The sequence below is a fragment of the Phenylobacterium sp. genome (assembly GCF_035475775.1).
In the GTDB taxonomy this organism is placed as follows: domain Bacteria; phylum Pseudomonadota; class Alphaproteobacteria; order Caulobacterales; family Caulobacteraceae; genus Phenylobacterium.
This window is the reverse complement of the sequence record NZ_DATIMC010000004.1, coordinates 23,785-50,149: the sequence shown is the minus strand read 5'-3', so window position 1 is coordinate 50,149 and position 26,365 is coordinate 23,785. Positions and strand designations below refer to the sequence as shown.

Here is a 26,365-nt window from a genome sequence, read left to right as displayed (position 1 = left end):
AGGTCCTCAACACCCAAACCCGCCGCTCAGGCCAAGGCTTCCGTGAGGAAGCCCTCCAGCTCCTTCAGGTGCCGGCTCATCAGCCCCGCCGCGGTCGAGGCCGAGGCCGGGCGGCCGACGTAGCGGGCGCGCTTGGCCTTGATGTCGAGCCGATCGAGCGTGAGCTCGAGCCAGGCGTCGACGAACTGCCAGCCGCCCATGTTCTTGGGCTCCTCCTGACACCAGACGAGCTCGGCGTTTTTGAACCGCTTCAGCTCGTTGGTCAGCGACTTCAGCGGCCACGGGTAGAACTGCTCGAGCCTGAGGACGTAGACGTCGTCGCGCCCGGCCTTCGCCCGGTGATCGATGAGGTCGTAGTAGACCTTGCCCGAGCAGAGGACCACCCGCCGGATCTTGTCGTCGGGCTTCAGGGTGAGGCCGCCCACGTCGCAGCCGGCCTCCGCCCCGTCGATCATCACGCGATGGAAGCTGGAGCCCTCGGCCATGTCGACGAGGTTCGAGACCGCCCGCTTGTGGCGGAGCAGGGACTTGGGCGTCATCACGATCAGCGGCTTGCGGAACTCGCGCAGCACCTGCCGCCGCAGCAGGTGGAAGTAGTTGGCCGGCGTCGAGGGATAGACCACCTGCATGTTGTCCTCGGCGCAGAGCTGCAGGTAGCGCTCGAGGCGGGCCGAGGAGTGCTCCGGCCCCTGGCCCTCGTAGCCGTGCGGCAGCAGCATCACGAGCCCGCTCATCCTCAGCCACTTGCGCTCGCCCGAGGAGATGAACTGGTCGATGACCACCTGGGCGCCGTTGGCGAAGTCGCCGAACTGGGCCTCCCACATGGTGAGCGTGTTGGGGTCGGTGAGCGAGAAGCCGTATTCGAAGCCGAGCACCGCCTCTTCGGAGAGCGCGCTGTCGAGCGCCTCGAAGTGCGCCTGGTTGGGGCCCAGGTTGCGCAGCGGGAAATAGACCTCCTCGGTCGTCTGGTCGACGATCCCGGAGTGGCGCTGCGAGAAGGTGCCGCGCACCGAGTCCTGGCCGGAGAGGCGCACCGGGTAGCCCTGGTCGAGCAGGGTGGCGAAGGCCAGCTCTTCGGCGGTCGCCCAGTCGATGTCCGTGCCGGCGTCGATGGCGGCGCGGCGGCCGGCGATCACCCGGGCCACGGTCTTGTGGACGCTGATCCGCTTGGGGATCGAGGTCATCTTGTGGCCGAGGTCGATGAGCTTCTGCCTGGCGACGCCGGTGACGCGGCTCTCCTCGGAGCCCGGCAGGGTCAGCCCCGACCACTTGCCGTCCAGCCAGTCGGCCTTGTTGGCGTGATAGCTCTTGCCGCCCTCGAACTCCCGGTCGAGGAACTCGTCGAATTCCTTGATCCAGGCGTCCACCTCGCCCTGGCTCACCACGCCCTCGCCGATCAGCCGGGTGGTGTAGAGCTGGCGCACGGAAGGGTGGGCCTTGATGGTCTGGTACATCAAGGGCTGGGTCATCGTCGGATCGTCGCCCTCGTTGTGGCCGAACCGCCGGTAGCAGAACATGTCGATGACCACGTCCTTGGCGAACAGCTGCCGATATTCGGTGGCCACCTTGGTGGCGAAGGTCACGGCCTCGGGCTCGTCGCCGTTCACGTGGAAGATCGGCGCCTCGACCATCAGCGCCACGTCCGAGGGATAGGGCGAGGAGCGCGAGTTCTTCGGGCTGGTGGTGAAGCCGATCTGGTTGTTGACGATGAAGTGCATCGTGCCGCCGACGCCGTAGCCCCTCAGGCCCGAGAGCGCGAAGCACTCCGCCACCACGCCCTGGCCGGCGAAGGCCGCATCGCCGTGCATCAGCAGCGGCAGCACGTGGCCGCGGCCGGCGCTCGGCGTCTCGCGCAGGGTGAAGGCCTGCTTGGCGCGCGATTTCCCCAGGACCACCGGATTGACGATCTCCAGGTGCGAGGGGTTGGCGGTCAGCGACAGGTGGACGGTGTTGCCGTCGAACTCGCGGTCCGAGGAGGCGCCCAGGTGGTACTTCACGTCGCCCGAGCCCTCGACGTCGGAGGGCAGCGACGAGCCGCCTTGGAATTCGTGGAAGATCACATGGTAGGGCTTGCCCATGACCGCGGCCAGCACGTTGAGGCGCCCGCGGTGCGGCATGCCGATCACGATGTCCTTCACGCCCAGCGCGCCGCCGCGCTTGATGATCTGCTCCAGCGCCGGGACCATGGCCTCGCTGCCGTCCAGGCCGAAGCGCTTGGTGCCCGGGAAGCGGCGGTTCAGAAACCGCTCGAAGCCCTCGGTCTCGATCAGCTTCTTCAGGATGGCGACCTTGCCCTCCTTGGTGAACACGATCTCCTTGTCGCGCCCCTCGATGCGCTCCTGCAGCCAGGCCTTCTCCTTGGGATCGGAGATGTGCATGTACTGCACGCCGACATTGCCGCAGTAGGTGCGCCGCAGGATCTCGAGGATCTCGCGGACCGAGGCCGTCTCCAGCCCGAGCACGTAATCGAGGAAGATAGGCCGGTCGTAGTCGGCCTCCGAGAAGCCGTAGGTCGCCGGGTCCAGCTCCGAGGCGTCGCCGGGCGTGGCGGCGATGCCCAGCGGATCGAGGTTCGCCTTGAGGTGCCCGCGCATCCGGTAGGCGCGGATCATCATGATGGCGCGCAGCGAATCGAGGGTGGCGGCGCGGACCTCGTCGGGGCTCGCGCCCGGCCGCCGCTCGGCGATCCTGGTCTCGGTCTTGGCCTGCACCGCGGGCCACAGGCCATCGAGCGCGGAGAGCCACTCGGGGCGGACCGCCGGCGCGGACGGGGCCGTCCAGGCCGGGCGCCGGGCCTCGCGCCTGACGTCGTCGGTCCGGTCGCGCAGCGAGGCGAAGAACGCCCGCCACGAGGGCTCGACCGAATTGGGGTCGGCGGCCCAGCGGGCGTAGAGGTCCTCCACGAAGGCGGCGTTGCCGCCATAGAGGAACGAGGTCTCCGCGAGCACCTCGTTGATCAGCCCTGCGTCGTCCGCCATTTCCGTCTTCCCGGGGCCGGCCCGCGGAGCTTCTGGAAGAGGAGCCGGGCGCGGGACCGCCCTTACGCTACGATTTTGGCCTCAAGCGCCCTTCAGCACCTCGACCAGGGTGGTTCCGAGGGCCGCCGGAGAGGGAGAGACGCGGATGCCCGCGGCCTCCATCGCAGCGATCTTGTCCTCAGCCCCGCCCTTGCCGCCGGAGATGATCGCGCCCGCGTGACCCATGCGCCGGCCGGGCGGCGCCGTGCGTCCCGCGATGAAGCCCACCATTGGCTTCTTGGTTGCTGAATTTTTAATGAACTCGGCCGCGTCCTCCTCGGAGGAGCCGCCGATCTCGCCGATCATGATGATCGATTGCGTCTCGGGGTCCTTCAGGAACATGTCCAGCACCTCGATGAAGTCCATGCCCTTCACCGGATCGCCGCCGACGCCCACGGCCGTCGTCTGGCCGAGCCCCACCTGGGTGGTCTGGAACACGGCTTCATAGGTAAGGGTGCCGGAGCGCGAGACAACGCCCACCGAGCCGCGCTTGAAGATATTGCCCGGCATGATGCCGATCTTGCATTCGTCGGGGGTGAGGACGCCCGGGCAGTTGGGCCCGATCAATCGCGACCTCGAGCCGGCGAGCGCGCGCTTGACCTTGACCATGTCCTCCACCGGGATGCCCTCGGTGATGCAGACGATCAGCGGGATCTCCGCATCGATCGCCTCCAGGATGGAGTCGGCCGCGAAGGTCGGCGGCACGTAGATCACGCTGGCCTCGGCGGCGGTCGCCTTGGCCGCCTCTCCGACCGTGTCGAACACCGGCAGCCCCAGGTGCTTGGTCCCGCCTTTGCCGGGGGTGACCCCGCCCACCATCTTGGTCCCGTAGGCGATCGCCTGCTCGGAGTGAAAGGTGCCCTGCGCGCCGGTGATCCCCTGGCAGATGACGCGGGTCTGTTTGTTGATCAGGATCGACATGTCTCAGGCGGCCCCCCGCACGGCCTTGACGATCTTCTCGGCGCCGTCGGCGAGATCGTTGGCCGGGATCACGTTGAGCCCGGAGTCGCGGATGATCTGCTTGCCGAGCTCGGCGTTGGTGCCCTCCAGCCGCACGACCAGCGGCACGGACAGGTGCACGTCCTTCACCGCCGCCACGATGCCCTCGGCCAGCACGTCGCAGCGCGCGATGCCGCCGAAGATGTTGACCAGGATGCCCTTCACGTTGGGGTCGGCCATGATGATCTTGAAGGCGGCGGTCACCTTCTCCCGCGTCGCCCCGCCGCCGACGTCCAGGAAGTTGGCGGGCTCGGCGCCGTAGAGCTTGATGATGTCCATGGTCGCCATGGCCAGGCCCGCGCCGTTGACCATGCAGCCGATCTCGCCGTCGAGGGCGATATAGGAGAGCTCGTACTTGGCGGCCTCGATCTCCTTGGGGTCCTCCTCGGTCTCGTCGCGCAGCTCGCGGATCTCCGGATGCCGGAAGAGGGCGTTGTCGTCGAAGGCGACCTTGGCGTCGAGCACGCGCAGCTGACCATCGGCGGTGACGATCAGCGGGTTGACCTCCAGGAGGCTCATGTCCTTGGCCGTGAACGCCGCATGGAGCTGGCCCAAAAGGGTGCGCGCCTGCTTGGCGAGCTCGCCGGAGAGCCGCAGAGCCTTGGCCAGCATCAGCCCGTGGTGCGGCCACACCCCGGTCGCCGGATCGATGGTGAAGGTGACGATCCGGTCGGGCGTCTTGGCGGCCACCTCCTCGATGTCCATGCCGCCCTCGGTGGAGGCGACGACGGCGACCCGGCTGGTCTCGCGGTCGACCAGCAGCGAGAGGTAGAGCTCCTGGGCGATCTGGGCGCCTTCCTCGATATAGAGGCGACGGACCGGCTTGCCCCGCGCGCCGGTCTGGTGGGTCACCAGCACCCGGCCCAGCATCTCCTGGGCGTTGGCTCGCACCTCCTCGACGCTCTTCACCACCCGCACGCCGCCCTTGGCCTCTGGCCCCAGGCCCTCGAAGCGGCCCTTGCCGCGGCCGCCGGCGTGGATCTGCGACTTCACCACATAGACCGGGCCGGGGAGCTTCTTGGCCGCCTCGGCGGCTTCGTCGGGCGAGAAGGCGGGAAAGCCCCGCGGAACCGCCACGCCGAACTCTGCGAGGACGGCTTTGGCTTGGTGTTCGTGGATGTTCATGAGGCCTTTGAGGCGCGAGCCGAAATCGCCTCGCCGCCAGGGCGGGCCCGGCGGCGAGTGGCGGCGGTTATAGGCGCCGCGTCCGGCGATGACAACCGCGTGAAGTCCGTAAAACACGGGTCTCCGGCTGCGCGTGGAGACCGGGTCAGCGCGCCCCTTCGAGGGCGGCGGTGGCGCGACGTTCCAGCTTGCCCCAGCTGACCCGCACCCCGTTCAGCGCCGCATCGATCGAGCGGACCACCACCGAGTACATCAGCTGCCGGTAGCCGAACCGCTGCACCGGCAGCCAGGCCACATCGCCCCAGGGCGCGCGCCGCTCCAGGGCCATGCCCAGCGCGCCCGCCGAGAGGTCCAGGAAGATGAACGCCGCCCAGTAGAAGGCCGGCCGCATCAGGTCGTCGGGCGACCACTCCTGCCAGTGGAAGGCCCAGCTGTAGAGCGAGGCGATCAGGCTCCAGACGATGGCCAGGTCGACCAGCGGCGCGATGGCGGTCAGCAGGATCTGGAACAGCCAGATCTGCGGCAAGGCCACGTAGCCCAGCACCGGGTGCTTGGGGTCGAACAGCCCGGCGCGGTGCTTCCACAGGCACTGCAGCGTGCCGAACGACCAGCGGAACCGCTGCTTCAGCAGCCCCGAGACCGTCTCCGGCGCCTCGGTGTAGGCGCGCGCCGCCGGGTCGAAGGCGATGCGCCAGCCGGCCCTCTGGGCGCCCAGCGTGAGGTCCTGATCCTCGGCCAGGGTGTCGGCGGGATAGCCGCCGAGCGCCTCCAGCGCCGAGCGGCGCCAGGCGCCGACTGCGCCGGGGACGACGGTGACCGCGCCCAGGGCGGCCAGCGCCCGGCGCTCCAGGTTCTGGGCGGTGACGTATTCCAGCGCCTGCCAGCGGGTGATCAGGTTGCGGCGGTTGCCGACCAGGGCGTTGCCGGCCACCGCGCCCACCTTCGGGTCGACGAACCAGCGGGCGAGCTTGCCGATGGTGTCGGGCGGGAAGAGGGTGTCGGCGTCCAGCGCCACGATCACGTCGCCCTGAGCCTCCACCAGGCCGCGGTTCAGCGCACGCGCCTTGCCGCCGTTCTCGAAGCTCATCAGCCGCACCCGCGGCTCGTCGGCGAAGGCCCGCTTCACCACCTCGGCCGTGCGGTCGCCGGAGCCGTCGTCGAGCACCAGGATCTCCATCCGCTTCCAGTTGGAGGCCAGGATCCGGCGGACGGAGGAGACGATGACCTTCTCCTCGTTGAAGCAGGGGATCAGCACGCTGACCAGCGGCCCGGTCTCCGGGTCGAGGTCCGGCGGGGTGCGGCGCCCGATCAGCGCGCGGTGCAGCAGGGCCAGCGGGGCCAGCATCAGGAGCCGCCCCACGCCCAGCGCGATGGCTCCGATGAACAGCCACGAGAGCAGCATCTCCACGTCGTGGAAGAAGCCGAAGCCCAGCCGGTCGAGCATCAGCTCGAGGGAGGAGCGCGGGGTCGGCGGCATGGCCTGCTCGGGCGTCATCCCGGCGAGCTGGGCGACGGTCACCAGCTTGTAGCCGCGCGCCCGGATGGCGTCGATCAGCGTGGGCAGGGCGGTGACGGTGCGGCTGCGGTCGCCGCCGGAGTCGTGCAGCAGCACCACCTGGCCCGGGCGGACCGTGTCCTGCAGGCGCGACAGCGTGGTGTCGATGATGTGCTGCGGCTCGGGCTTCTTCCAGTCGTCCGGATCGATCCGGAGGCCCACCGTCAGGTAGCCTTCCTGCTGGGCGAGCAGGACGCGGCTGACCTCGCGCGGGGTGGACGGCTCGGCGTCGCCGAAGAACGGCGGCCGGAACAGGCGCATGGAGCGGCCGGTGATGGTCTCGAACAGCCGCTGGCTCGCGGTCAGCTCCACCATCGTCTGGGCGGTCGGGATGTAGGCGATGTCCGGGTGGGTCCAGGAGTGGCCGCCCACGTCGTGGCCCTCGCGCACCTCGCGCGCCACCAGGTCGGGGAAGCGCTGCATGTTCTTGCCGATCACGAAGAAGGTCGCCGGCGCGTGCTTCTCCTTCAGGATGTCCAGGATTTTCGGCGTCCAGCGGCCGTCGGGCCCGTCGTCGAAGGTGAGCGCCACCAGGCCCGGGTGGAAGCCGTAGCGCTGAATCACGTAGGAGGTCGGCAGGAGGTCGTAGGTCTCGCCTGAGATCAGGCCGTTGTCGGGATCGAACTCCAGGGCCCGGTGGCCGGGCTTGGGCGTGTCGGAGACGTGCAGGATCTCGCCCTGGCCGTCGAAGTCGACGTCCTGGCCGGGCTTGAGGATGTCCAGCCCCTGGGCGCTGGCCGCGCCATAGCCGTGGCGCAGGAGCTTCCAGTCCAGCGAATCCTCGCCGCCCATCTTCCAGAACGCGTAGCCCATGGGGCGGAACGCGTCGGCGACCCGGATCTGGTTGAACATCGTCGAGGCGTCGAGGAACCACACCTGGTGGTCGCGCCCGCTGTCGTCCTTGTAGGCGTAGTGCGGGTTGAGCTCGGTGTCGTCCATCACCGGCTGGGCGCCGGAATCGTGGGCCGCCTGGGTGGCCTCGTCGAAGGTCACCGCCGAGGCCGAGCCCTTCTCCTTGCCGTGCGGCAGCAGCCAGTCGTAGCCGTAGGCGCCCAGGGCCAGCACGGTGCGCGCCGGATCGAGCTCGCCCATGCGCTTCTCGAGCTGGTGCTCGAACCACTCCTGGCCGGCTACGGGACCCGGGTCGCCGCCGCCCCAGTGCTGGTCGTAGGCCATCAGCACCACCGCGTCGGAGGCGGCCTGCAGCTGCTTCACCGGGGCGCTGTCGTCGGCGAACAGGGCGGTGACCCACACCTCCCGGCCGAGCGGCTTCAGCGCCGCGCGCGCCTCGGCGATCAGGCGCGGATAGACGGCCTGGGCCTGGGGCGTCAGGTTCTCGAGGTCGAAGACATAGCCGGCGTAGCCCCGCTTCTGGGCCTGGTCGACGAGGTTCTGCACCAGCCGCTTGCGCGCCGCCGGATCGAGGATCAGGTCGTCGGCCTCGCGGCCGTTGAAGACGCCTTCGCGCGCATTGTAGACGCCCGGCAGGATCGACGGGGGCTTCTTGGCCGAGCCGATGATCGCGCGGGCTTCGGCGTCGGAGGTGATCTCCACCTCGCCTTTCGAGCCGGCGATGCGGATCCACTGCGGGGAGACCACGTCGAGCTGGTCGATGTGGTCGGCGAGCGAGGCGCGCGAGCGTTCGTCGTCGGAGACGTAGAAGCCCACCGCCAGCGGCCGCGACTGGCTGCCGCCGTAGAAGGACTTCGGATGCGGGATGCGAGTCCACTCGCGGCGGCCCTTCAGGCGATGCGCGCTCTCCTGGTGCAGCGCCTGCAGGACGCGCGGGTCCTTCAGCGCCAGGCTGGGCAGGTGCGGGGCGAACGCGAGGGTGGCGAAGAAGCTCGCCACCAGGAAGGCGGCGAAGGCCAGGGCGAGGCCGCCCGACAGGCGGACGAGACGCGCCCGCTTGCCCGTCGGATCGTGGAAGACAAGATCGGCCATCTCAGCCTGGGACGCCCCCTTACTTCGGGGCCGACATATGGGCCGCGAAGGTGTCGGAAGCTAGACGCGCCTTTGGCTCTGAACGCCAGCTGAAGACGGCCGCCCGCAGCAGCCGGCCGGGCGGCATGGCCGTCGCGCCGGCGATCCCGAGGCCGCCGACCGCGAAGGCGCCGATCAGCCGGGCCAGCCGTGCGACATCCTGCCACCGCGCCGCCAGCCTCGCCCGGGTCGCCGCTCGGGCCAGGGAGCGGCGCAGCGGGGCGCGGCGGGCCGAGGTTGACAGAGCTTGGCCCGGCACTTCTCCTCCGGGAGATCTGTGACGCGGCGGCCGGCGTCGCGCGGCGTGCGGCGGAGCGGTCGGAAAGGTGCAGCAGAGCGTGCGTGAAGCGGCGGAGGAGTTTCGCGAGCCGCCGCCCGGCGCCGTCCAGCCTTCGCGACCGGCGCCCGTAACGCTTCGCATGACGCTGCGCGTCCTGGCGGTCGGGACCGGGGTCGCGGCCTTCCTCAGCCTGCTCAGCCTGTTCAGCGGTCCGCCGGGCGCCATCGCGCTGCGCAGCGCCCAGTACTTCGCCTACAGCTGGATCGGCTCCCTCCTGGGGCTGGCCAGCGTGCGCATCGCCGCGCGCCTGGGCTATTGGGATCGCGGCGCGCTCCGCCTGGGCTTCGTCGCCGGGCTGATCATGGCCGCGCCGATGGGGCTCGTCGTCTGGCTCGGCGCGACGGCGGCGAGCGGGCGCGCCCCGCCCGTCGCGGCCCTGCCCGGCATGCTCTGGGAGACCCTGCTGATCTGCATCGCCGCCTCGGTGCTGGCGGTGCTGATCGCCCGCGGGCGGCGCTCGGCCGCGTCCCGCAGCGAGGCGCCGCCGAAGTTCCTGGAGCGGCTGCCGCTCAAGCTGCGCGGCGCCGAGGTCTGGGCGGTGGAGGCCGAGGACCACTACCTGCGCCTGCACACCTCCAAGGGCCAGGACCTGATCCTCCTGCGGCTCTCCGACGCCATCGACGAGCTGGGTGGCCTGGAAGGCGCCCAGGTGCACCGCTCGTGGTGGGTGGCGCGCGCCGCCGTCGTCGAGGCCCAGCGGGGCGATGGCCGCGCGGTGCTGACCCTGAAGGACGGCTCGCAGGTCCCGGTCAGCCGCACCTACGCCCGCCAGCTCCGCGGTCGCGGCTGGATCTAGGCGCCGGCCTGGACGCCCGCGCCGCGCTGAGACCATCCGTCCACGCTCAAGGTTCTGGCGTCACCGTGGGAATTGGGTCTAATTGTGGCGCGGGAGAGAGTTCGTAGCTCCCAGCGGTTTCGCCGTGAGGGCGGCGAGGCGGCCAGGGCTTCGATCGTCGAGGGACCAGCGTTCGGGGTGTCGCCCATGGTCCAAGACGAGATGGACGAGACGGCCGAGGCCGCCGTCCCCAGGCATCGCTACCTGCTGCTGGGTGGGGTGGCGTGCGCCTGTGCGCTCGGCGTGGGGCTCGGGCTGTGGGCCCGCCCGGCGATCGGCGAGCGCGGCGAGGCGCCGAAGCTGGCTGCTGCGCCCGAGGCGCCCTCCGTTGGCCAGCGCAAGCTGCAGATCGTGTTCGACGACACCCCGGCCCCGCTCGGCAAGCCGCTGGAGGTGATGACGCCACGCTCCGGGGCCGCGTCCGCCGGGCCGCCCCGGAGCCTGTCGGTCGCGCTTCCGGAGCGCCCGCCTTCGCCCGAGCCGCCTGGCGCGCGCGACCGGCCTCCGGGCGGGTTGATGCGCGCCGATGCGCCGCGCCTGGCCGAGCCTGTGCTCGGCGACCGCGCGCCGGAGCCCTCCTTCGCCGAGCGCGCGCGACCGCTCGCCCATGGCCTGATCGCCTCGGCCGAGGCCGCCCTGCTGCGGATCGCCGAGATCCGGCCCGATCCGCAGCCGAGCGCGGCAGGGCCCAGGGCCGAGTCCGCCGCCCACTCCGTTGGAGCGCCGAAGCCCGCCGCCGCGCGCAAGCCGCCCGATCCCGTCGAGATCGCCGAACAGCGCAGGCGGATCGCGGCCGAGCGGCTCGCCCGCCTCGAAACGCGCAAGGCGGCGCGGGCGGAAGCCAGGGCCGAGCAGGCCGCCAGGCTGGAAGCTGTCGCCGAGGCGCGCGCCGAGAAGCTCGCCGCCCGCGCCGAGGCCGCACGCAAGGCCGAGCGACTGACCGAGAAGGCGCGGGCCGAGGCGCTCGCCAAGGCGGAGCGCCGCAAGGCCGAGCGGCTGGCCGTCCAGGAACGCGCCCATGAGACGTCCGCGGCGCTCGCCGAGGCCCGGGCGGCGGCCAGGGCCCAGGCTGTCGCCCAGGCCAGAGCCAAGACCGCGACGCTGGCCAAGGCCGAAGCTCGCCGCAAGAAGGGTCTGGCCATCCTCGCCCACGTGCTCGCCAAGGTGGCGCGGCAACACGCCAAGCCCGCGCCCGAGCCGCCGCCGCGACCGCTGAAGGGGACGGCGTCCATCCGACTGGCCAGCGCCCCCCGCTGCGTCTCGGCCGATCCGGGCGAGGCGCTCGCCTGCGCCGATCCGCAGCTCAGCTCGGCGGAGCGACGGATGAACCGCGCCTACCAGCAGGCCGAAGCCGCCGGCGTGCCGCCGGCCGAGCTTCGCCGCCAGCAGCAGCGGTGGGTGGCGGCCAGGGCGGCGGCGGCGCGCGAGGCGCCGTGGGCGGTGCGCGACGTCTATCAGGCGCGGATCGCCGAGCTCGAGGACCTGGCGCGCAACCCGCACGACTGAAGCGCCGCGATTGCAACGGCGGAGCCGCCCAGAGGATTAGGCCGGCGAGCAGCATTTGGAGTCTGGCCATGCCGATCGACCGCCAGGGCGAGCCTTGGTCGGACGCGACCTACCGCGGGTTTGCGGCTCCCGGGCCGGATGCGCCGCGCGGCCCCGAGCCGCGTCGCCGGCTTCCGTCGATCTCCCGCAACGGGCTGATCCTCGGCGCGGCCGTGGCCGTGGCGCTCGGCCTGGTGTTCGGCCTCTGGGCCCGACCGAACCTGCAGGGCGGCGCCGGCGCGAGCCAGCCGGATCTCGCCGCGCCGGGTCGCGCCGTGCCCATCGAGGTGGCCCATCCGGCCCCCCCGCCGCAGCCCCGGGGCGGCAAGCTCGACGTGCTGCCGAGCGCTCCGGCGCAGATCCCGCGGGCTGAAGCGGCGCCGACCCCGGCCCCGGCCGGGCCACAGGCGGCCGGGGACACCGCGACGTCAGCGCCGAGCGAGGCGTCGGGGCCGCCCCTCCCGCGCCTGGCGCCGCCCCCGCCTCTGCCGGCGATCCAGCGGCCGCCGCCGGAGGCCCGCGCCAGCGACGCCTGCGCGACCGCCCGCCCGGGCGCCGAGCTCATGGTGTGCGAGGATCCGGGCCTTTCCGCCGCCGACCGCGAGCTGGCGCGCGCCTACCGGCGGGCCCTGGCTTCCGGCGCCCCGCCAGGCGCGATCCGGGCCGACCAGCGCGACTGGCTGGCGATCCGCGAGGACGCCGCGCGCCATTCGCGCCGCGCGCTCGCCGAGGTCTATCAGCAGCGCATCGACGAACTGAACCAGATCGCGCAGGACCCCGGCGGCCCGGCCGATGACGACGATGGCGGCCCGGGCTACTGAGCGCCCAGCATCTCCTTCACGGTGTCGCGCTCGGAGACCAGCTCGTCGTTGGTGATCTTGATCTTCGACTTGGCGAAGTCGTCCATCTGGTAGCTGGTCACGACCTCGTAGCCGTCTGCGGTCGAGCGGACGGGCATGCCGGCCCAGATCCCCTCGGCGAAGCCGTAGCGGCCGTGTGAATTCACCGCCACCGCGTGCAACCGGCCGGGCGTGGCGAGGTCGCGGACGTGGTCGATCAGGGCGTTCGCCGCCGAGGCCGCCGAGCTCTGCCCGCGCGCCTCGATCACCGCCGCCCCGCGCTTGCCGACGGTCGGCAGGTACTCGCTCTCCAGCCAGGCCCGGTCTCCGATCACCTCGGCCGCAGGCTTGCCGCCGATCCTGGCGTGGGTGAAGTCGGCGAACATGGTCGGCGAGTGGTTGCCGTAGATGAACAGTTCGCTGACCTCCTCGACCGGCACGCGCGCCTTCCTGGCGAGCAGCGCCTGGCCGCGGTTCTGATCGAGCCGCACCATCGCGGTGAAACGGTCCTTCGGCAGGCGCTTCGCCTGGCTCGCGGCGATCATGCAGTTGGTGTTGCACGGGTTGCCGACCACCGCGATGCGCGCGTTGTCGGCGGCGACCTCGTCGATCGCCTGGCCCTGGGCCACGAAGATCTTGCCGTTGTCCTTCAGGAGATCGGCCCGTTCCATGCCGGGCCCGCGCGGCTTGGAGCCCACCAGCAGGCACCAGGCCGCGTCGCGGAAGGCGATCTTCGGGTCATCGGTCAGCACCATGTCCGCGAGCAGCGGGAAGGCGCAGTCCTCCAGCTCCATGCCCACGCCTTTCAGGGCCTTCTGCGGGCCCTCGGCCGGGATCTCCAGGAGCTGCAGGATGACCGGCTGGTCCGGGCCCAGCATCTCGCCCGAGGCGATGCGGAACAGCACGGCGTAGCCGATGTTGCCGGCGGCCCCGGTCACCGCCACGCGAATGGGCTGCTTCGTCGCCATGACATGCTCCGCTGAGGATCTCGAGGGCCGGCGCCGGGGCGCGGGTGGCGGGTCCCTAACGCAGCGGCGGCCCTGCCGCAATGCCGCAGGCGAAGGCCCCGGAAGATAGCCGTGGCGCGTCCGTCCGGTTCGTGCTGAACGGGGCCATGTTCGAGCTCGCCCCCGCCTTCCTCGCGACCTCCGAGGCGCTCGGCGACCTCGCTCTGTGCCACGCGCGCCTGCAGGCCGACGCGCGCTTCCCCTGGGTGGTGCTGATCCCGCGCGTTGAGGGCGCGCGGGAGCTGGAGGACCTGCATCCGGACGAACGCCGCCTGTTGATCGAGGAAATCCTCTCCGCCGGGCATGCGGTGCGGGCGATCGGGGTCGCGCTCGGCCGGGAGGTCGCCAAGCTCAACGTCGGCCAGCTCGGCAACCTGACGCCGCAGCTGCATCTGCACGTGGTGGGCCGCCGGCCGGACGACGCCGCCTGGCCGGGACCGGTCTGGGGCCATGGCCAAGCCGGCGCCTATCGGCCGGAGGCCTTCGATCGCGCGATGGCCGTGGCGCGCGCGACGCTGGGGCTCTGAGGCCCGGATCAGGGCGAACTGCGGGCCAGCCGGACGGGAAGTCTCCGGCCGTGCTCGGTGAGTTCCCCGGTCCAGCCGCCGGCGGTGGACCGAAGCTCGAGGACGTCCTCGGCGTCCGGCCGGCGGTGGAAACGGAGCGTGAGGCTGCGCCCTCGGCGCGTCACCTCGTCGACCGTCCCCGAGGCGTCGAGCGCGCCCGGGCGGCGCAGGTCCCGCCAGACCGCCTGGAGTCCGTCGCCGGCGTCGACAAAGCGCAGGTCGAACAGCGCCGCCCCGCTCGCGGCGCTCAGGGCCCAGCCGCCGTCGAGCGGGCCCTGGAAGGACTCCGCCGCGCGGAAGGACGAGCGCACGCGGGCGTCATAGGCCTGGTCGTTGGGGGCGGCCTCGCCCGATGCCCATCCGGCGCGCGCCGTGGCGATGAGCGCGACCAGCGTCAGCAGGACCCGTCGCATGGCTCAGGCGCTCTCGCCGGCGATCGCCTGGGCCACGGCGATGAGGCGCTGGGCCTGCGCCAGGTGCAGTCGCTCGAGCATCCGGCCCTCCACCTTGATCACCCCCCGGCCGGCGTTCTCCGGACGATCGTAGGCGGCGACCACCGCACGCGCCCAGGCGACCTCGTCGGGGGCCGGCGCGAAGATGCGGTTGGCGACCTCGAGGTGGCTCGGATGGATCAGGCTCTTGCCGTCGAAGCCCAGCCGCGCCCCCTGCTCGCACTCCCGCTCCAGGCCGGCCAGGTCGGGGATGTCGTTGAAGACCCCGTCCAGGATCGAGAGCCCGTGCGCCCGGGCGGCCATCACCGCCAGCGACAGCGCCGGTGACAGCGGCGCGCGGTCCGCGCCCGGCTCGCAGCGCATCTCCTTGACGAGGTCGTTGGCGCCGATCACCCAGACGTCGAGACCGTGCTCCCGGCTCGCCTGACCCAGGACGTCCAGCCGGAAGACCGCCTGGCAGGTCTCGATCATCCCCCACAGGCGGGCCCGCCCGCCGACCTCTCGGGCGAAGTTCGCCACGTCCTGCGGCGAGGACACCTTGGGCAGCAGGATGGCGTCAGGCCCGACTTCGGCGGCCGCTTGCAGATCCTCGGCCGCCCAGGGGGTGTCCAGCCCGTTGACCCGGATCACCACCTCGCGCGCGCCGAATCCGCCGGCCCGTATCGCGCCCGTGGCCAGGCGCCGCGCCTCGGCCTTCGCCTCCGGGGCGACGGAATCCTCCAGGTCCAGGATCACCACGTCACAGGGCAGCGTCCGCGCCTTCTCGATCGCGCGCGGGTTCGAGCCCGGCAGGTAGAGCGCGCTGCGGCGGGGACGGTCCTGGTTCATCCGGGAGCTCCTTGGCGCGTGGAGGCCCCAAGCTTTAGCCGCTAGGATGGGGTCATGACCACTCGCTACGACCCGTCCGCCCGCAACGTGCTCGGCGGCGAGCTTGCGCCCTGCTCCACCCGGCCGATGAGCGGCTTCTTCCGCAACGGCTGCTGCGAGACCAGCCACGAGGACCTCGGGATGCACACCGTCTGCGCGGTGATGACGGCGGAGTTCCTGGCTTTCTCCAAGGCGGTCGGCAACGACCTCTCCACCCCGCTCCCGGAGGCGCAGTTCCCGGGCCTGAAGCCGGGCGACCGCTGGTGCCTGTGCGCGCCGCGCTGGAAGGAGGCGCTCGACGCCGGCGCCGCCCCCAAGGTGGTGCTGGAGGCCACCCACGAGGAGACGCTCGCCATCGTGCCCCTGGGCGTCCTGAAGGACCACGCGGTGGAGGCGTAGCTCCCGAGTTGCTCCCACGAGGGGGTGCTGTCGCGAAGCGACTGAGGGGGTTTCCGCTCAGACGTCAGCGGATGAAACCCCCTCCGGTCCTCCGGACCACCTCCCCCTGCGGTGAGGAACTACGACAGCAAGTACTCCGCCTCCAGGCGGTAGGCCGAGCCTTCCTTGGTCTGGCGGCTCGAATAGAGCCCGAAGCGGTCGACCGCGATGGGCGGCGATTTCAGCAGGTTGTTGGCCTGAATCCAGCCGGCGACCTCGGCCGGGTCGGGCCGCCGCAGATAGGCCAGGGTGACGTGCGGTCGATAGTGGCGACGCTCGGGCTTCAGCCCCGCCCGCCGGGCCGCCGTCTCGCAGGCCTTGGCCAGGCGCGTGAGCGCCGCGCTCTCCGCCACACCGGCCCAGATCGCATGGATGTCGCGCCCTTCGCCGAACGCGCCCACGCCCTGCAGCGCGATCTCGAAGCCGCCGCCGTTCAGGCCTGAGAGCTCCGCATCGAGGTCGCGCGCAACGTTCTCGACGATGTCGCCGAAGAACCTGAGCGTCACGTGCAGCGACTCCGGCGGCCGCCAGCGCGCGCCCTCGATGTCGGGCTGGCGCCTGGCGAGGCCGGCGGCGATCTCGGCGGGTATCGCGAGCGCGGCGAACAGGCGGATCATGGAGGGCTCTCTAGCGCCGGCCGGGCGCCGCGGCCACCTAGGGCCTTGCTTCCGCCTCAAGCGGACCCGATATTTCGAATGCGCCCGATTTGGGCGTCCGAATCAGAGGGCTTTGCCTCCCATGAGCGACTTCAACCGCGGCTACGCGCGCACGGTCCCCGCGGACCGCGCCGACATGTCGGTGGACGCGGGACTTCGCAGCTACATGCTCGGCGTCTACAACAAGATGGCGCTGGGCCTCGTCGTCTCGGCGGCCCTGGCCTGGGTGACCGGCCAGTTTGCGCCCGTCCAGCAGCTTCTCTATCGCCTGACCCCCGATGGCCACCTGGCGGGTTACACGGGATTGGGCACGCTGGTGGCCTATTCGCCGCTGGCCATCATGCTCGTCATGCTCTTCGGCATGCGCAACCCGACGGTGAAGGGAAGCGGCATCCTGTACTGGGCGACAGTGTCCGTGTTCGGCGCGGGCCTCGGCGCGATCACCCTGCTCTACACGGGCGCCTCGCTCGCCTCGACCTTCCTGATCACGGCGACCGCGTTCGGCGCGCTCAGTCTGTTCGGCTACGCGACGAAGCGCGACCTCACCGGTATCGGCAGCTTCCTGATGATGGGGCTCATTGGCCTGGTGGTCGCGATGCTCGTGAACGTCTTCTGGCACCCGGCCGGCTTCAACTTCATCATCAGCGTGCTCGGCGTGCTGATCTTCGCGGGGCTGACGGCCTACGACACCCAGCGCCTGAAGATGACCTACTACCAGATCGGCGGCGATCAGGTGCGGCTCGGCGTCGCCACCAACTTTGGGGCGCTCAGCCTCTATCTCGACTTCCTCAACATGTTCATGTTCCTGCTGCGCCTGTTCGGCGCTCGCCGCTGAGCCGGCCCGGAACCGACGACGAAGCCCCGGCGATCGCTCGCCGGGGCTTTTCGCATCAGCGGGCCGGCGGCTCCTCGCCGACGATCGAGACCCGCTCGCCGTAGCGGGAATAGGGATAATAGTCCCACACCGAGTGGTGCTGCGTGCAGCGGTTGTCCCACAGGGTCAGGGTGTTCGGCTCCCACCGCACGCGGCAGTGCAGCTTGGGTTCGCGCTGCAGCAGCGAGAAACACATATCGAGGATCGCGCGGCTCTCCCAGCGCTGCAGGCCCGCGATGTGGGTGGTGAAGCCGGAATTCACATAGAGCACCTTGCGGCCGGTCACCGGGTGACGGGTGACGACCGGATGCTCGTGGCGCGGATAGCCGCCCTCGGGCGGCGCGGAGCCATAGTTGCCGACATAGGGCATGGCGCCGTCGTGCACCGCCTGGAGGCCCTCGAGGAAGGCCTTCATCGGCGCCGAGAGCATCTCGTAGGCCATGTACATGTTGGCGAACAGGGTGTCGCCGCCGCCGCACTCGGGCGTTTCGGTGATGTAGAGCGCCGAGCCGAGCGGCGGGATCGCATCGCAGCTCACGTCGGTGTGCCAGGCTTCGCCGGCGGTGTAGGGCGACTTCGCGGTGGTCTTGACGAGCAGGATCTCCGGATCCTCGTCGGGCCGGCCGTGGTGCATCGGATGCACGTGCAACCGGCCGAAATTCCGGCCGAAGGCCTTGTGGGCTTGGCGGTCCAGGACCTGGTCGCGGAACACCAGCACCAGCCAGTCGGCCCAGGCTTCGCGGATATCCTCCAACTCCTCGCCGCTCAGGTCCGACAGGTCGAGCCCGCGGATCTCGGCTCCGGTATGCGGCGAGACGGGCGTGACGCGGAAGCTCCGGTACTCGGTCCGCCGCGGCTCGCCGAGCGGGACATGCTTGGACGGCTTGGGAAGCGTGGCTACCGACATGGCCGGACTCCGTTGGACTGCGCGCGGAAGCTTCCGCCTCCGCCACGCCGGAGTCCAGATGGGCGCTAGTCGACGACGCGGAATCGTCCCCGCTCGAAGAACCGGAGGACCTGATCCAGCTCCTGCGCGCGGCGCAGGATATGGCCGCCCTGGCCGACGACGGCCCAGGCGCCTTGGCGGCGGGCGAGCGCCGGGCGCTTTTCGATGCGGTAGAGCGGCGCCTCCGAGGCGCGCTTGAACACCGAGAACACCGCCGAGTCGGAGAGCCCGTCGATCGCGTAGTCCCGCCATTCGCCGGCGGCGACCATGCGGCCATAGAGGGAGAGGAGCCGGTCGAGCTCGGGTCGCTCGAAGAAGACGCGCGCCGACCGGGCCTGCGCGTAGGGCGGATCGAAAGCCATGCACCTCCAGCCTAGACTGGATTCCGCAACGTGCGCCAGCGCCCCGGGTTGCGGCGGATGGCTCCGACACAGCCCCGCAACAACGGCGGGGCCGCGCCGCGAAATGACCTTATTTCGGTCCCGCGCGCGCCAGATGCGCCCCCGATGTTATGAGCGTCGGTTGGTCGGCGGTGCGGGTCCCGGATCCTGAACAGCCCCCCCAGCCCCCCTGGATCGGCAGCCCGATCGACCGACAGCTACTTTCTCCTCCCCCAGCGTGAGCCCGCGCGGCGTCTCTCTCCTCGCCGCGCGGGCTTTTGCATTTCCACCCGCATCGGGTGGTCGGGCGAGACGGGCTTCGCCCCCTGGTCAGCTCTTCTGCTCGGCCAGGCCGAGGATGCGGCCGCCGTGCGCCTGCTGCACCACGATCACGGTCTTCAGGCCGTCTTCGCCGGGGGCGGGCAGCTTGTAGGCCCTGGGGCGCCCCTTCCAGGCGCCCAGGCGCGCCATCTCCCGCACCACGTTTTTCTGCACGATGGTCTGGCCGCGGTTGTCGCCGCTCTTGACCGCGACGTCCTGCTCGCGCGGATCGTAGCGGATCAGCCAGACGTCGGCTCCGCCCGCCGGCGCGTGGCCGGAGCCCACGTCGACCCGCCGGCCGCCGGCGATGAACTTGATGTCCGGCGGATTGTGCCGGGCATGGGCCGCCTCCTTCACCAGGCTCTCGATGTGCTCGGTCTTCAGGCCGGTGGCCTGCAACTGTCCGTCGACCACCACCTGTGGCGTGTAGGGCTCGCGCAGCGAAAGCTTCGCCACGTAGGCCTTCTGACGATCGGCGAACTCGGGCTTGGCGAAGGTGTCGCTCCAGCCGAGATAGTCCCAGTAGTCCACCGGGAAGGTGAGCACGAGCACGCCGGGCTGCTCGGCGAGCTTGGCCAGATAGGCGTCAGCCGCCCCGCAGGAGCCGCAGCCCTGGGCGGTGTAGAGCTCGACCACCACCGGCATCTTCGCCACGGCGGCGCAGGGCAAGGCGGCGAGGATCAGGCTGAGGAGCGCGGCGTTCCGCATCGGGGCGCAATTAAGCGGAGATATGGCCGCAGGGCGTTTCAACATGGTGTGAGTAGGCGCCGGCGGCCGCCCAGGCAAGCCACCCGGGCGCGCCGCTCCTGGCATGCCGCCTCAGGCCGCCTGCCGCGCGAGGTTGCGAAGCACGTAGTTGAGGACCCCGCCGTTCCGGAAGTATTCCAGCTCGGTCGGCGTATCGATCCGGCAGCGCACCGGGAACCGGGCGATCCGCCCGTCGGAGGGCCGGTACAGCTCGACGATCAGCTGCTTCTTGGGACTAAGGTCCGAGAGCCCGCGGATCGAGACGATCTCCTCGCCGGTCAGCCCCAGCTTGTGCCAGCCTTCCTGGGTGAACTGCAGCGGCAGCACGCCCATGCCCACCAGGTTCGAGCGGTGGATGCGCTCGTAGCTCTCGGCGATCACCGCGCGCACCCCCAGCAGCTTGGTGCCCTTGGCCGCCCAGTCGCGCGAGGAGCCGGTGCCGTATTCCTTGCCCGCGAACACCACCAGCGGCCGGCCCTCGGCCTGGTAGCGCATGGCCGCGTCGTAGATCGACATCACCTCGCCGGAGGGGAAGTGCTTGGTGACCCCGCCCTCGATGTCGGGGGTGATGCGGTTGCGGATGCGGATGTTGGCGAAGGTGCCGCGCATCATGATCTCGTGGTTGCCGCGCCGCGAGCCGTAGGAGTTGAACTCCGACTGTGGCACCTGGTGCTCGCGCAGATAGACGCCGGCCGGCGAGGTGGCCTTGATCGACCCGGCCGGCGAGATGTGGTCGGTGGTGATGGAATCCCCGAACACGCCCAGCACGCGCGCCTCGATCACGTCCTTGATCGGCTCGGGCTCCATGCCCATGCCCTGGAAGTAGGGCGGGTTCTGGACGTAGGTGGAGCCCATGTCCCAGGCGTAGGTCTTGCCGCCGGCGACCTTGATCCCCTGCCAGTTCTTGTCGCCCTTGAAGACGTCGCCGTAGCGGGTGGCGAACATCTTGTCGGTGACGTGCTTGCGCTGCAGGCCCGAGATCTCTTCGGCCGACGGCCAGATGTCTTTCAGGTAGACGGGTTTGCCGTCCTTGCCTTCGCCGAGCGGGTCCTGGGCCAGGTTCACCAGCATCGAACCGGCGAGCGCATAGGCGACCACCAGCGGCGGCGAGGCCAGGTAGTTGGCGCGCACGTCGGGGTTCACCCGGCCCTCGAAGTTGCGATTGCCGGAGAGCACAGAGACCGCCACCAGGTCTTCCTTGTTGACCGCCTCGGAGATCGGCTCGGGCAGCGGCCCCGAGTTGCCGATGCAGGTCGTGCAGCCGTAACCCACCAGGTTGAAGCCCAGGCTGTCCAGGGACTTGGTCAGGCCGGCCGCCTTCAGATAATCGGTGACCACCTGCGAGCCCGGCGCGAGCGAGGTCTTCACCCACGGCTTCACCCGCAGCCCCTTCTCGGCCGCCTTCTTGGCGACCAGGCCGGCGGCGATCAGCACGGAGGGGTTGGAGGTGTTGGTGCACGAGGTGATCGCCGCGATCACCACGTCGCCGTGGCCGAGATCGAAGGTCTCGCCGTCCACCGGCGCCCGCTTGCCGAGCTCGTCGCCTTTGCCGAATTCGCCGGTCATGGCGTCCTTGAACTCGCCGCTGGCCTCCGACAGCAGCACCCGGTCCTGCGGCCGCTTCGGGCCCGCGAGCGAGGGCTTCACTTCGGCGAGCTCCAGCTGCAGCGTATCGGTGAACACCGGATCGGGATCGCTGGGCTCGCGCCAGATGCCCTGCTCCTTGGCGTAGGCCTCGACCAGCGCCACCCGCGCCGGGTCGCGGCCGGTGGCCTTCAGATACTCCAGCGTCGCGTGCGTGATCGGGAAGAAGCCGCAGGTGGCGCCGTACTCCGGCGACATGTTGGCGATGGTCGCCTGGTCCTCGATGGTCAGGTTGGCGAGGCCGGGGCCGTAGAACTCCACGAACTTGCCGACCACGCCCTTCTTGCGCAGCATCTGGGTCACGGTCAGCACCAGGTCGGTCGCCGTCGCTCCCTCCGGCAGCTTGCCGTCGACCCGGAAGCCCACGACTTCGGGGATCAGCATGGGGATCGGCTGGCCGAGCATCGCGGCCTCGGCCTCGATGCCGCCCACGCCCCAGCCCAGGACCGACAGGCCGTTGACCATGGTGGTGTGGGAATCGGTGCCGACCAGGGTGTCCGGATAGGCGGTCGCGACGCCGTCCGCCTCGTTGGTCCACACCGTCTGGGCGAGGTACTCGAGGTTCACCTGATGGCAGATGCCGGTGCCCGGCGGCACGACGCGGAAGTTGTTGAAGGCCGAGGAGCCCCAGCGCAGGAAGCGGTAGCGCTCCATGTTGCGCTCGTACTCGCGCTCGACGTTCTCGCCGAACGCCTTGGGCGTGCCGAAGTAGTCGACCATCACCGAATGGTCGATCACCAGGTCCACCGGGTTCAGCGGATTGATCTTCTCCGGGTCGGCGCCGAGGGTGACCATCGCGTCGCGCATGGCGGCGAGATCCACCACCGCCGGCACGCCGGTGAAGTCCTGCATCAGCACCCGGGCCGGACGGAAGCTGATCTCGTGCTCGACCGCGCCCTTGTTGTCGATCCAGGCGGCGACCGCCTTGAGGTCGTCGAGGCCCACCGACTTGCCGTCCTCGTTGCGCAGCAGATTCTCCAGCAGGACCTTCATCGAGATCGGCAGGCGCGAGATGCCCGAAAGTCCAGCTTCCTCGGCGGCGCGAAGGCTGTAGTAAGCATAGCTCTTGTCGCCCACCACGAGCTCGCGGCGGGTTTTCAGGCTGTCGACTGACGCCATCTGGGGGGATCCTTCTTCTGTTCCCGGCCGAGCCACGACCCCAGGGATCGCGCGCGTCTGGAGGCGGACACACAGGTTCCGTCCCCGCGCAGCGTACGTCCCTCGGGGCGGCGGCGGCCGGCCGCTTCATAGACCGCGCTCTCCGGCGCGTCCATGCGCGGGGACCTGCCCTTCCCATTCATGGGAAGGGGGGACCGTCGGCCGACCCCGGCCCTGAGCCGGGGGATGAGCCGATGGTGGGAAGGGCGAGGGTTCTGCCGTGCGCCGGCTCGCCCCCTCCGCCACTCGCTCTGCGGCGAGCGGTCCCCCTCCCCCGTGAACGGGGGAGGTAGGATGATCAATTCCCTATCGCTTCGCGACCTGAGCGTCCGCCGCGGCGGGCGGGTGCTGTTCGAAGCGCTCTCGCTCGAGCTTGGGGCCGGGCAGGCCTGTGCGCTCATCGGTCCGAACGGCGCCGGCAAGACGAGCCTGCTGCGCGCGCTGGCGGGCCTGGTTCCTGTGGAGGCCGGCGAGATCGCCTTCGGAGGCTCCGATCCGGAAAGCGCGCGCGGCGGCGGCCTGCACCTCGTGGGCCATCAGGACGGGCTGAAGCCCGCCCGCACCGCCTGGGAGGAGCTGCGCTTCTGGAGCCTCTGGTGCGGGGGTTCGGCCGAGGCGGCCCGCGCCGCGGCGGAGGCGCTGCAGTTGGGAGCCCTGCTGGGCTTCGAGGTGCGCCGTCTCTCGGCCGGCCAGCGGCGGCGCCTGGCGCTTGCCCGGTTGGTGGCCGCGCCGCGGCCGCTCTGGCTTCTCGACGAACCGCTCGCGCCGCTGGACGCCGGCTGGCGAACCCGCTTCGGGGAGATCATGGCCGGGCACCTGGCCGGGGGCGGCCTGATCCTGGCGGCGGTGCACGATCCGCTGCCGATTCCCGCCAAGACCCTGGAGCTCGCGTGAGCCGGCTTTCCGCCCTGCTCGGCCGCGAGACCGCGCTCGCCTGGGGCCGTGGCGGCGGGCCGCTGGTGACCCTCGGCTTCTACGCCGGCGTCGCCACGCTCGTGCCGCTGGCGATCGGGCCGCAGAGCCAGCGGCTCGCCGCGGTCGCCACCGGCTTCGCCTGGGTGGCCCTGGCGCTCGCTTCCCTGCTCTCGCTCGAGCGGCTGTTCGAGCGCGATTTCGAGGACGGCGCGCTGGACCTGCTGGCGCTGTCGCCCGCGCCGCTGGAGCTGACCTGCGCCGTCAAGTGCCTCGGCCAGTGGATCGCCACCGGCGCGCCGCTGGCGCTCGCCGCCCCGATCGCCGCGGTCGGCCTCGGGGCTTCGCCTGCGCTCATGCCGCTGATCTTCGCTTGCGCGATCGCAGGCGGGCTGGCTTTCGCGTTCGTGGGCGGTGTCGGCGCGGCGCTCAGCCTGGGCGCCCGGCGCGGCGGGCTGCTCACCGCGGTCATCGTGCTGCCGCTGTTCACCCCGCCGGTGATCTTCGGCGGCGGGGCGTTGTCGGCGGCGGATTCGGGCCTGCCCTGGCAGGCGGGCCTCGCCCTGCTCGCCGCCTACGCCGCAGCCGCGATCGCGCTGGGTCCCCTCGCCATGGCCGCCGCCTGCCGCAACGCGCTGGCCTAGCCGTAGGCGAGCCGACGCCGACATTACGAAGGTTTAAGGCGAGCCACCGGTCCGCGGGCGCCTTTTCGCCATCATCGCTGGCGAGCCTGCAAGCTCGGCCAATCATCTGGAGGACGGCGATGATCCGGCGGTGCAGCTACCTCTTCGCGGGCGCGGCGTTCGCCCTCTACGCGGCGGCGGGCGCCGCGGCGTTCGCCCAGCCGGCGCCGGCGCCCAAGGGCGTCTCCGAGACTGTCGTGCGCACCGTGCGCGACGGTGAGGCCCACGAGGTGCGCGTCGAGCGCGACGCCGCCGGCAAGCTCACCATCACCCGCGACGGCCGCACGACGATGGTCGACGCCCACGCCATGGGCGACCCCCACCTGGACATGGCGCAGCATCTGCGGAACCTGCTGCAGCTCCGTCCCAGCCAGGAGGCGGCGCTGCAAGCCTTTGTGAACGCCTCCCAGCCGGACCGCCCGATGGCGTTCCGCTCCGAGGACCGCGAGAGCGCCGAGACCACCCCGCAGCGGCTCGCCGACATGGAGAGGCGGCTCGCCGCCCACGATGCGGCGGCGCACGCCCGGATCCGCGCCACGCGGGCGTTCTACGACCAGCTCGATCCGGCCCAGAAGAAGGCGTTCGACGAATTGCACCTGGCCGGCGGCCACATGCGGATGATCCACCGGATCCGCATGGTCGGCCCCATGCCGCACATGCCGCCGATGCCGCCGCCGCCAGTTCCGCCGGTCCCGCCGCCGCCCAGGCTTTAGGTCGGCTTGCGGCCGGGCGCGGCGGGAGCTAATCCGCCCGCATGGTCGCCGCGCCCGCCTTCCTCGCCAATCCGGAGCGGTTCATGGCGTTCTCGCGCTGGGCCGCCCCGATGTTCGGGATCATCGCCGCGGTGCTGGGCATCGCCGGCCTCTATCTCGGCTGGACCGCGCCCGACGACTACCAGCAGGGTGCGACGGTGCGGATCATGTTCATCCATGTTCCGGCGGCCTGGATGAGCCTGTTCGTCTATTTCTGCCTGGGCGTCGCGAGCCTGCTGGCGCTGGTGTTCCGGCACGTCCTGGCCGACGCCGCGGCCCAGGCGGCGGCCCCGCTCGGCGCCGGCTTCACCTTCCTGGCGCTGGTCACGGGCTCGCTCTGGGGTCGGCCCATGTGGGGCGCCTGGTGGGTGTGGGACGCGCGGCTGACCTCGGTGCTCGTCCTGTTCCTTTTTTACATCGCCTACATCGCGTTGCGCGCCTCGATCGACGATGAGGCCAAGGCCGGGCGCGCGGCCGCCATCCTGGCGCTCGTCGGGCTGGTCAACCTGCCGATCGTCCACTTCAGCGTCGACTGGTGGAACACCCTGCACCAGGGCGCCTCGGTTTTCCGGCTCGGCGGCCCGACGCTGGCGACGGTCTACCTCTGGCCGCTGCTGCTGATGGGCCTCGCCTATATGGCCGCTTTCGGCTCGCTGTGGCTGGTGCGCATCCGCGGCGAGGTCTGGCGCCGGCGGGCCGAAGCGGCGGTGTTGCGGGCGGCCCGGGCGTGAACGATGGCTGACCTCTCGGGCGGCAAGTACGCGGCCTACATCTGGCCCGCCTACGGCGTGACGGCCCTGGTGTTCGCGGGCCTGATCGTTTCCAGCCTGTGGCATGCGCGCCGCTGGCGGGGCCGTGCGAGGCGGAGCGGCGGGCGATGAGCCGCTGGCTGTCCATCCTGCCGCTGGCGGCCCTGGTCGCCCTGGGCGTCCTGTTCGGGGCCTACGCCCTGCACCGAAACCCCCACGTCGAGCCCCACGCCCTGGTCGGCAAGCCGATGCCCGACGTCACCCTGCCGAGCCTCGACGACGGCCAGCCGGTGCGGCTTCGCGAGCTCACCAAGGGCGGCCCGGTGCTGGTCAACTTCTTCGCCTCCTGGTGCGTCCCCTGCGAGGTCGAGGCGCCGGCGCTGATGAAGCTGAAGGCCGAGGGCGTGCGCATCGTGGGCGTCGCCTACGAGGACGTTCCGCCGCGCGGCTCGCAGGACGCCGCCCGCGTCTTCCTCACCCGGCTGGGCGATCCCTACATGCGGCGCCTGGCGGACGGCGACGGCCGCGCCGGGGTGGAGTTCGGCGTCACCGGCGTGCCCGAGACCTATCTGGTGGGCGCCGACGGAACCGTGCTCGACAAGCGCAGCGGGCCGCTGGAGGCCGCCGACGCCGAGGCGCTGGCCAAGCGCGCGTTAACCGCCCGTTGAGGCGCCGCCCGCCAATCTCGGGCGCCGTTAACCATAATCGCAAGAGCCCGCCGTGATTCCGCCCGTGCGTCCGCCGATGCCGCCGTCCGCGGCCCCGAACCCTGCGGCGGTGCGGACCGACCCGGCCCGGCTCGCCGCCCAGCGCGCCTTCTTCGACCTGGCGCTGGGCAACGTCGTCGGCCATCCCGCAGCGCCTACGGCCGCGCCGCAGTCCGCTCGCGCGCCGGTGCAATCGCGCTCGGGCCAAATCGCGGACGCGCCTCAAAAGACGCTCCGTCCCGGCTCGCTGCTCGACATTCGGGTCTGA

At 71.1% G+C, this 26,365-nt stretch carries 25 protein-coding genes; 13 read left to right on the top strand and 12 right to left on the bottom strand.

The features are described 5' to 3' along the window. Positions 1 to 26 precede the first annotated feature (26 nt). The 4 genes from VLI41_RS00735 to VLI41_RS00720 all read right to left on the bottom strand — a co-directional run bounded on the left by VLI41_RS00735 (position 27) and on the right by VLI41_RS00720 (position 8,640). Positions 27 to 2,978: a 2-oxoglutarate dehydrogenase E1 component gene (locus VLI41_RS00735; RefSeq protein ID WP_325266134.1), complete on the bottom strand. Its 2,952-nt coding sequence runs from the start codon at positions 2,976 to 2,978 to the stop codon at positions 27 to 29. An 81-nt stretch (positions 2,979 to 3,059) separates the two neighbouring features. Next, positions 3,060 to 3,938: a succinate--CoA ligase subunit alpha gene (sucD, locus tag VLI41_RS00730; RefSeq protein WP_325266133.1), complete on the bottom strand. Its 879-nt coding sequence runs from the start codon at positions 3,936 to 3,938 to the stop codon at positions 3,060 to 3,062. 3 nt (positions 3,939 to 3,941) lie between these two features. Then, on the bottom strand, positions 3,942 to 5,141 hold the full coding sequence (sucC, locus tag VLI41_RS00725; protein WP_325266132.1) for an ADP-forming succinate--CoA ligase subunit beta: 1,200 nt from the start codon (positions 5,139 to 5,141) through the stop codon (positions 3,942 to 3,944). A 145-nt stretch (positions 5,142 to 5,286) separates the two neighbouring features. Then, positions 5,287 to 8,640, bottom strand: coding sequence for a glycosyltransferase (locus tag VLI41_RS00720; RefSeq protein WP_325266131.1), 3,354 nt, complete (start codon positions 8,638 to 8,640; stop codon positions 5,287 to 5,289). 458 nt (positions 8,641 to 9,098) lie between these two features. Here VLI41_RS00720 and VLI41_RS00715 point away from each other — a divergent pair, with 458 nt between their 5' ends. From VLI41_RS00715 to VLI41_RS00705, 3 genes are all read left to right on the top strand, one after another. After that, positions 9,099 to 9,815 carry a LytTR family DNA-binding domain-containing protein gene (locus tag VLI41_RS00715; protein ID WP_325266130.1) on the top strand — a complete coding sequence of 239 codons (717 nt, stop codon included), beginning with the start codon at positions 9,099 to 9,101 and terminating at the stop codon, positions 9,813 to 9,815. A 186-nt stretch (positions 9,816 to 10,001) separates the two neighbouring features. Further along, complete coding sequence (locus VLI41_RS00710) at positions 10,002 to 11,360, top strand: lysozyme inhibitor LprI family protein (protein WP_325266129.1); 1,359 nt, start codon at positions 10,002 to 10,004, stop codon at positions 11,358 to 11,360. A gap of 68 nt (positions 11,361 to 11,428) precedes the next feature. Beyond that, positions 11,429 to 12,220: a lysozyme inhibitor LprI family protein gene (locus VLI41_RS00705; protein ID WP_325266128.1), complete on the top strand. Its 792-nt coding sequence runs from the start codon at positions 11,429 to 11,431 to the stop codon at positions 12,218 to 12,220. Here the strand turns inward: VLI41_RS00705 and VLI41_RS00700 are convergent. Then, entirely contained in the window at positions 12,214 to 13,206 is a 993-nt protein-coding gene (locus VLI41_RS00700; protein ID WP_325266127.1) for a malate dehydrogenase, read from the bottom strand. The genes VLI41_RS00705 and VLI41_RS00700 overlap by 7 nt on opposite strands. A gap of 146 nt (positions 13,207 to 13,352) precedes the next feature. On the opposite strand from VLI41_RS00700, the gene VLI41_RS00695 reads away from it, so the two are divergent. Then, positions 13,353 to 13,772, top strand: a complete 420-nt coding sequence (locus tag VLI41_RS00695) for an HIT domain-containing protein (RefSeq protein WP_325266126.1) — start codon at positions 13,353 to 13,355, stop codon at positions 13,770 to 13,772. A gap of 8 nt (positions 13,773 to 13,780) precedes the next feature. Here the strand turns inward: VLI41_RS00695 and VLI41_RS00690 are convergent, their stop codons facing one another. After that, entirely contained in the window at positions 13,781 to 14,224 is a 444-nt protein-coding gene (locus VLI41_RS00690; protein ID WP_325266125.1) for a hypothetical protein, read from the bottom strand. A 3-nt stretch (positions 14,225 to 14,227) separates the two neighbouring features. After that, the gene (locus VLI41_RS00685; RefSeq protein WP_325266124.1) at positions 14,228 to 15,091 is read right to left on the bottom strand and encodes a CoA ester lyase; all 864 of its coding nucleotides are present in this window, start codon (positions 15,089 to 15,091) and stop codon (positions 14,228 to 14,230) included. Positions 15,092 to 15,145: 54 nt separating this feature from the next. On the opposite strand from VLI41_RS00685, the gene VLI41_RS00680 reads away from it, so the two are divergent. Next, the gene (locus VLI41_RS00680) at positions 15,146 to 15,529 is read left to right on the top strand and encodes a DUF2237 domain-containing protein (protein ID WP_325266123.1); all 384 of its coding nucleotides are present in this window, start codon (positions 15,146 to 15,148) and stop codon (positions 15,527 to 15,529) included. Positions 15,530 to 15,648: 119 nt separating this feature from the next. On the opposite strand, the gene thpR is transcribed toward VLI41_RS00680, so the two are convergent. After that, positions 15,649 to 16,185 (bottom strand): RNA 2',3'-cyclic phosphodiesterase, encoded by a 537-nt coding sequence (thpR, locus tag VLI41_RS00675; protein ID WP_325266122.1) that lies wholly within the window; start codon positions 16,183 to 16,185, stop codon positions 15,649 to 15,651. Positions 16,186 to 16,306: 121 nt separating this feature from the next. Here thpR and VLI41_RS00670 point away from each other — a divergent pair, with 121 nt between their 5' ends. Next, complete coding sequence (locus VLI41_RS00670; RefSeq protein ID WP_325266121.1) at positions 16,307 to 17,059, top strand: Bax inhibitor-1/YccA family protein; 753 nt, start codon at positions 16,307 to 16,309, stop codon at positions 17,057 to 17,059. A 55-nt stretch (positions 17,060 to 17,114) separates the two neighbouring features. Here the strand turns inward: VLI41_RS00670 and VLI41_RS00665 are convergent, their stop codons facing one another. From VLI41_RS00665 to acnA, 4 genes are all read right to left on the bottom strand, one after another. After that, positions 17,115 to 18,005, bottom strand: a complete 891-nt coding sequence (locus VLI41_RS00665; protein WP_325266120.1) for a TauD/TfdA dioxygenase family protein — start codon at positions 18,003 to 18,005, stop codon at positions 17,115 to 17,117. A 65-nt stretch (positions 18,006 to 18,070) separates the two neighbouring features. After that, on the bottom strand, positions 18,071 to 18,406 hold the full coding sequence (locus VLI41_RS00660) for a DUF2794 domain-containing protein (RefSeq protein ID WP_325266119.1): 336 nt from the start codon (positions 18,404 to 18,406) through the stop codon (positions 18,071 to 18,073). 348 nt (positions 18,407 to 18,754) lie between these two features. Continuing rightward, positions 18,755 to 19,453 (bottom strand): DUF1223 domain-containing protein, encoded by a 699-nt coding sequence (locus VLI41_RS00655; RefSeq protein ID WP_325266118.1) that lies wholly within the window; start codon positions 19,451 to 19,453, stop codon positions 18,755 to 18,757. 111 nt (positions 19,454 to 19,564) lie between these two features. Beyond that, positions 19,565 to 22,255 carry an aconitate hydratase AcnA gene (gene acnA, locus VLI41_RS00650; protein WP_325266117.1) on the bottom strand — a complete coding sequence of 897 codons (2,691 nt, stop codon included), beginning with the start codon at positions 22,253 to 22,255 and terminating at the stop codon, positions 19,565 to 19,567. 333 nt (positions 22,256 to 22,588) lie between these two features. Here acnA and ccmA point away from each other — a divergent pair, with 333 nt between their 5' ends. From ccmA to VLI41_RS00615, 7 genes are all read left to right on the top strand, one after another. After that, positions 22,589 to 23,188 (top strand): heme ABC exporter ATP-binding protein CcmA, encoded by a 600-nt coding sequence (gene ccmA, locus VLI41_RS00645; protein WP_325266116.1) that lies wholly within the window; start codon positions 22,589 to 22,591, stop codon positions 23,186 to 23,188. Continuing rightward, positions 23,185 to 23,850 (top strand): heme exporter protein CcmB, encoded by a 666-nt coding sequence (gene ccmB / locus VLI41_RS00640; protein WP_325266115.1) that lies wholly within the window; start codon positions 23,185 to 23,187, stop codon positions 23,848 to 23,850. The genes ccmA and ccmB overlap by 4 nt, the downstream gene beginning before the upstream one ends. A gap of 119 nt (positions 23,851 to 23,969) precedes the next feature. Further along, entirely contained in the window at positions 23,970 to 24,602 is a 633-nt protein-coding gene (locus VLI41_RS00635) for a Spy/CpxP family protein refolding chaperone (protein ID WP_325266114.1), read from the top strand. Positions 24,603 to 24,643: 41 nt separating this feature from the next. Continuing rightward, positions 24,644 to 25,372, top strand: a complete 729-nt coding sequence (gene ccmC, locus VLI41_RS00630) for a heme ABC transporter permease CcmC (protein ID WP_325266113.1) — start codon at positions 24,644 to 24,646, stop codon at positions 25,370 to 25,372. A gap of 3 nt (positions 25,373 to 25,375) precedes the next feature. Next, positions 25,376 to 25,522, top strand: coding sequence for a heme exporter protein CcmD (gene ccmD, locus VLI41_RS00625; protein ID WP_325266112.1), 147 nt, complete (start codon positions 25,376 to 25,378; stop codon positions 25,520 to 25,522). After that, a complete protein-coding gene (locus VLI41_RS00620; protein WP_325266111.1) occupies positions 25,519 to 26,058 on the top strand; it encodes a DsbE family thiol:disulfide interchange protein in 540 nt (179 codons plus the stop codon). The genes ccmD and VLI41_RS00620 overlap by 4 nt, the downstream gene beginning before the upstream one ends. A gap of 52 nt (positions 26,059 to 26,110) precedes the next feature. Next, positions 26,111 to 26,365 carry a hypothetical protein gene (locus VLI41_RS00615; RefSeq protein ID WP_325266110.1) on the top strand — a complete coding sequence of 85 codons (255 nt, stop codon included), beginning with the start codon at positions 26,111 to 26,113 and terminating at the stop codon, positions 26,363 to 26,365.

Excerpts from the sequence above, each read along its gene's own strand:
- VLI41_RS00735 (WP_325266134.1), bottom strand. The coding sequence starts at position 2,978 with ATGGCGGACGACGCAGGGCTGATCAACGAGGTGCTCGCGGAGACCTCG.
- sucD (WP_325266133.1), bottom strand. The coding sequence starts at position 3,938 with ATGTCGATCCTGATCAACAAACAGACCCGCGTCATCTGCCAGGGGATC.
- sucC (WP_325266132.1), bottom strand. The coding sequence starts at position 5,141 with ATGAACATCCACGAACACCAAGCCAAAGCCGTCCTCGCAGAGTTCGGC.
- VLI41_RS00720 (WP_325266131.1), bottom strand. The coding sequence starts at position 8,640 with ATGGCCGATCTTGTCTTCCACGATCCGACGGGCAAGCGGGCGCGTCTC.
- VLI41_RS00715 (WP_325266130.1), top strand. The coding sequence starts at position 9,099 with ATGACGCTGCGCGTCCTGGCGGTCGGGACCGGGGTCGCGGCCTTCCTC.
- VLI41_RS00710 (WP_325266129.1), top strand. The coding sequence starts at position 10,002 with ATGGTCCAAGACGAGATGGACGAGACGGCCGAGGCCGCCGTCCCCAGG.
- VLI41_RS00705 (WP_325266128.1), top strand. The coding sequence starts at position 11,429 with ATGCCGATCGACCGCCAGGGCGAGCCTTGGTCGGACGCGACCTACCGC.
- VLI41_RS00700 (WP_325266127.1), bottom strand. The coding sequence starts at position 13,206 with ATGGCGACGAAGCAGCCCATTCGCGTGGCGGTGACCGGGGCCGCCGGC.
- VLI41_RS00695 (WP_325266126.1), top strand. The coding sequence starts at position 13,353 with ATGTTCGAGCTCGCCCCCGCCTTCCTCGCGACCTCCGAGGCGCTCGGC.
- VLI41_RS00690 (WP_325266125.1), bottom strand. The coding sequence starts at position 14,224 with ATGCGACGGGTCCTGCTGACGCTGGTCGCGCTCATCGCCACGGCGCGC.
- VLI41_RS00685 (WP_325266124.1), bottom strand. The coding sequence starts at position 15,091 with ATGAACCAGGACCGTCCCCGCCGCAGCGCGCTCTACCTGCCGGGCTCG.
- VLI41_RS00680 (WP_325266123.1), top strand. The coding sequence starts at position 15,146 with ATGACCACTCGCTACGACCCGTCCGCCCGCAACGTGCTCGGCGGCGAG.
- thpR (WP_325266122.1), bottom strand. The coding sequence starts at position 16,185 with ATGATCCGCCTGTTCGCCGCGCTCGCGATACCCGCCGAGATCGCCGCC.
- VLI41_RS00670 (WP_325266121.1), top strand. The coding sequence starts at position 16,307 with ATGAGCGACTTCAACCGCGGCTACGCGCGCACGGTCCCCGCGGACCGC.
- VLI41_RS00665 (WP_325266120.1), bottom strand. The coding sequence starts at position 18,005 with ATGTCGGTAGCCACGCTTCCCAAGCCGTCCAAGCATGTCCCGCTCGGC.
- VLI41_RS00660 (WP_325266119.1), bottom strand. The coding sequence starts at position 18,406 with ATGGCTTTCGATCCGCCCTACGCGCAGGCCCGGTCGGCGCGCGTCTTC.
- VLI41_RS00655 (WP_325266118.1), bottom strand. The coding sequence starts at position 19,453 with ATGCGGAACGCCGCGCTCCTCAGCCTGATCCTCGCCGCCTTGCCCTGC.
- acnA (WP_325266117.1), bottom strand. The coding sequence starts at position 22,255 with ATGGCGTCAGTCGACAGCCTGAAAACCCGCCGCGAGCTCGTGGTGGGC.
- ccmA (WP_325266116.1), top strand. The coding sequence starts at position 22,589 with ATGATCAATTCCCTATCGCTTCGCGACCTGAGCGTCCGCCGCGGCGGG.
- VLI41_RS00635 (WP_325266114.1), top strand. The coding sequence starts at position 23,970 with ATGATCCGGCGGTGCAGCTACCTCTTCGCGGGCGCGGCGTTCGCCCTC.
- ccmC (WP_325266113.1), top strand. The coding sequence starts at position 24,644 with ATGGTCGCCGCGCCCGCCTTCCTCGCCAATCCGGAGCGGTTCATGGCG.
- ccmD (WP_325266112.1), top strand. The coding sequence starts at position 25,376 with ATGGCTGACCTCTCGGGCGGCAAGTACGCGGCCTACATCTGGCCCGCC.
- VLI41_RS00620 (WP_325266111.1), top strand. The coding sequence starts at position 25,519 with ATGAGCCGCTGGCTGTCCATCCTGCCGCTGGCGGCCCTGGTCGCCCTG.